This is a genomic window from Colwellia sp. 75C3 (genome assembly GCF_002836255.1).
In the GTDB taxonomy this organism is placed as follows: domain Bacteria; phylum Pseudomonadota; class Gammaproteobacteria; order Enterobacterales; family Alteromonadaceae; genus Colwellia.
This window is the reverse complement of the sequence record NZ_PJAU01000008.1, coordinates 1-577: the sequence shown is the minus strand read 5'-3', so window position 1 is coordinate 577 and position 577 is coordinate 1. Positions and strand designations below refer to the sequence as shown.

Genomic DNA, 577 nt, shown 5'->3' with positions numbered 1-577 from the left:
CCCTTAGGGATGCCACTTTTATTATTAATATATAAAAGGAGCATTTTCTCGAAAGAGAAGCTAAGTTACTTAAACTTATAAAAAATTAAGTATGTTCTAATTTAGCGGTTAGCTAAATATTGTGTCCCTATCGTCTAGAGGCCTAGGACACCGCCCTTTCACGGCGGTAACAGGGGTTCGAATCCCCTTAGGGATGCCACTTCTATTTTCTTTGTAAAAAGAAATATACAGAAGGAGCATTTTCTCGAAAGAGAAGCTAAGTTACTTAAACTTATAAAAAATTAAGTATGTTCTAATTTAGCAATTAGCTAAATATTGTGTCCCTATCGTCTAGAGGCCTAGGACACCGCCCTTTCACGGCGGTAACAGGGGTTCGAATCCCCTTAGGGATGCCACTTTTATTTTTCTTTGTAAAAAGAAATATATAAAAGGAGCATTTTCTCGAAAGAGAAGCTAAGTTACTTAAACTTATAAAAAATTAAGTATGTTCTAATTTAGCGATTAGCTAAATATTGTGTCCCTATCGTCTAGAGGCCTAGGACACCGCCCTTTCACGGCGGTAACAGGGGTTCGAATC

2 tRNA genes are annotated in these 577 nt (G+C 37.4%); both read left to right on the top strand.

From position 1 onward, the window contains the following. The first annotated feature begins 123 nt into the window (after positions 1–123). Positions 124–199, top strand: a tRNA-Glu gene (locus CXF85_RS00070). Between the two features lie 120 nt (positions 200–319). Then, positions 320–395, top strand: a tRNA-Glu gene (locus tag CXF85_RS00065). The last annotated feature ends 182 nt before the right edge of the window (positions 396–577 follow it).